Raw genomic sequence first — 3,077 nt, forward strand, 5'->3', positions numbered from 1 at the left:
GGACGTCGCGCGGGTTGCCGGACTCGACCACGACGCCGTCGTCCATGAAGACCAGACTGTCGCCGACCTCGCGGGCGAAGCCCATTTCGTGCGCGAACAGCCGACGCCGGAACTGGCGCGCACGGTGCGCCGCGGCCTCGCCTCGACGCTCTCGCCGAACGAACGGCTCCAGCAGATGTTCCATCCCTGGACGAGTTACGTGATCGTGCCGCTGTTCGCCCTGGCCAACGCCGGCATCTCCCTGAGCGGCGGTCAGCTCGCCGAGGCCTTCACCTCACCGGTCACCCTCGGCATCTTCCTCGGCTACCTGCTCGGCAAGCCGGTCGGCGTCATCGGCGGCACCTGGCTGGCCACGCGCCTCGGCCGGGGACGTCTGCACCCGCCCGTCGGCTGGGGCGCGATCACCGCGGGCGGCACGCTGGCGGGCGTCGGCTTCACCGTGGCGCTGCTGATCGCGTCGCTGGCCTTCGACGGCGCCCGGCTGGAGCAGGCGAAGATCGGCATTCTGGCCGCGGTCGCCGGCTCGTTCCTCCTCACCTGGGTCGTCACCCTGGTGATCGGTGCCCTCGGCGGACGCTCCCGCGCGCGGGCCCTCCTCGGCACCGGCCAGACGATCGTCGATCTGAGCGAACCCGTCGACGTGGAGCACGACCATGTGCGCGGGCCGGTCGACGCGCCGGTGACGCTCGTCGAGTACGGCGATTTCGAGTGTCCGTACTGCGGTCTGGCCGAATCGGTGGTGCGCGAACTGCTCGCCGACTTCGGGGACGTCCGCTATGTGTGGCGCCATCTGCCGCTCACCGATGTGCATCCCAACGCCCAGCTCGCCGCGCAGGCCGCCGAGGCCGCGGCCCACCAGGACCGCTACTGGGACATGCACGACCTCCTCATGGGACACCAGGGCGACCTGGGGCCGAAGGACCTGTTCCGGTACGCGGCCCGGCTGGGCCTCGACAGCGGCCGCTTCCGTGAGGACCTGCGGGGCGGCGCGAGCGCGGCCCGGGTGGCCATGGACGTCGAGTCGGCGGACCTCAGCGGCGTCTCGGGCACGCCGACGTTCTTCGTCAACGGCCGCCGCCACTACGGCGCCTACGACATCGCCTCCCTGACGGCGGCCGTCCGTGCCGCGCGGCAGCGGACGACGCTGACGGGCGCGGGACAGGAGCCCTGAGGTCCGATCGACGGGCTTCAGCCGGCGCGGGCCCGCAGGCGGCGCAGCATACGGGCGTCCTCGAAGCCCACGGCGCGGGCGGCGGCGTCGACGGTGGCGCCGTGGCTGATGAGGTGCTCGGCGCGCTCCAGGCGCAGGGCCTGCTGATAGCGCAGCGGTGTGAGGCCCTGGGTGGCACGGGTGAAGAGCCGGGTGAGGGTGCGTTCGCTGACTCCCACGGCGGCGGCCAGCTCCGGAAGCGGCACCGGCCGGTCGAAGCGGGCGTCGAGCAGGTCCTGGGCGCGGTGCACGGTGTCGTCCAGGTGGGACCGGTGCCGGAGCATCGCGCTGGCCTGGGGTTCATGGCCGTTGCGCCGTGCGTAGACCACCATGTCCCGGGCGACCTGCGCGCCCACCGCCGGGCCGTGCCGGCCGGCGATGAGGTGCAGGGCGAGGTCGATCCCGCTGGCGATGCCCGCCGAGGTGACGACCCGGTCGTCCTGCGTGTACAGGACGTCGCGGACCACGTCCGCCCGGGGGTAGCGGTGGGCGAGTTCGTCCTGGACGTCGTGATGGGTGGTGCACCGTCGTCCGTCGAGCAGTCCGGCCCGGCCGAGCGCGTCGGCTCCCGCGCAGACACTGGCGACGGTGCCGCCGCGGGCGTGGTGGTCCCGGAGGGCCCGCAGGGTGGCCTCGCCGATGGAAGGACCGTCGCCGAGGGTGAGCGCGCGCCAGCCGGGCACGACGATCAGGTCCTCGGGGCCCAGCTCGGGCCACTCGGTCCGGGCCACCAGCGGCAGCCCCTGGGCGGTGATGATCTGCTGCCGCTCGGCGACGTAGCCGAGGGTGTAGGGGTGCCCGAAGTCGGCGGCCGTGGAGAAGACCTGCGCGGGGCCGGCCAGATCCAGGAGATGCACTCCGGGCACCAGGAAGAAGACGATGTGGCTCACGATCCGGTCATCATGCCTGAGACGCGGCGGCGGTTTCCAGCTCGTCGACCGTGGCGATGGTGGCGAAGCGCCCGGCGAGGGCGTATTCGGTGCGCCTGATGACGTCTTCGGCCGCGAGGGTGCGGGGGTCGGCGAGCAGGTCCGCCACGCTCTGATCGGCGGGGGCGTCCCGGTGCGGGATGGGGTTGGTGGCGGTGGCGTCGGAGACGAAGGTGACCTGGTAGCCGAGGTCGGCGGCCAGGCGGGTGGTGGTCTCCACGCACTGCTCGGTCCTGATACCGCAGACCGTGAGCTCGCGGACGCCGCGTTCCGTGAGGAGCTGCTGGAGGTTGGTGGTGGTGAAGGCGTTGTGCGAGGTCTTGTGGATCAGTGGCTCGCCGTCCTCGCGCCGAAGTTCGTCCATCAGCCGGACGTGGCCGAGGGCGGGGTCGAAGACGTCGCCGCTGCCGGGCTCCGAGTGCAGCACCCACACCACCGTGTCGCCGGCCCGGCGGGCGAGCCGGACGAGCCGGTCCACCCGGTCGGCGATCTTCGGGTCGGAGATGGTCTCCCACAGGGGGCGCGCACGGAAGGATTCCTGGACGTCGATGACGATCAGTGCTCGGGTCATGTCCCCACTCTGACCGGGGCGCACGTCGGGGGGACAGACCTCATCGGGTCCGGGTGCGGACCGATCCGGTCACGCCCGGTCCCGGGGGGCGAACACACGACGGGACACACGAACCGGCCACAGGACTGGACACATGGCCTGAACACACGGACTGGACGCAGGAACTGGACACATGAACATGGGGGCGCCGGACACATGTACAGGGGATGGACATGAACACAAGGGAACACGGCCCATGAACAGCGGACATGCAGGTGTTCCCCGCCGTCCGGAGCCGGTCGGCGGGGAACCGTTCCCAGGCGATCACCCGCGCGAAGCCCGCTCCGCGACCTCGGCGACGTGCTTGATGTGCGCGAGGCGCCGGTCC

Annotated in this window: 3 protein-coding genes; 1 reads left to right on the forward strand and 2 read right to left on the reverse strand. The window is 72.0% G+C overall.

The genetic code is table 11. From position 1 onward, the window contains the following. Positions 1 to 1,171, forward strand: a 1,171-nt coding sequence (locus tag ACWEBX_RS38620) for a Na+/H+ antiporter NhaA (protein ID WP_451889389.1), incomplete at its 5' end; no start/stop codon positions are given. 17 nt (positions 1,172 to 1,188) lie between these two features. On the opposite strand, the gene ACWEBX_RS38625 is transcribed toward ACWEBX_RS38620, so the two are convergent. Both ACWEBX_RS38625 and ACWEBX_RS38630 read right to left on the reverse strand, forming a co-directional pair. Then, on the reverse strand, positions 1,189 to 2,100 hold the full coding sequence (locus ACWEBX_RS38625; RefSeq protein ID WP_451889390.1) for a GlxA family transcriptional regulator: 912 nt from the start codon (positions 2,098 to 2,100) through the stop codon (positions 1,189 to 1,191). Between the two features lie 10 nt (positions 2,101 to 2,110). Continuing rightward, on the reverse strand, positions 2,111 to 2,710 hold the full coding sequence (locus tag ACWEBX_RS38630) for an isochorismatase family protein (RefSeq protein WP_451889391.1): 600 nt from the start codon (positions 2,708 to 2,710) through the stop codon (positions 2,111 to 2,113). Positions 2,711 to 3,077 lie beyond the last annotated feature (367 nt).

This window comes from Streptomyces sp. NPDC005070 (assembly GCF_053600395.1).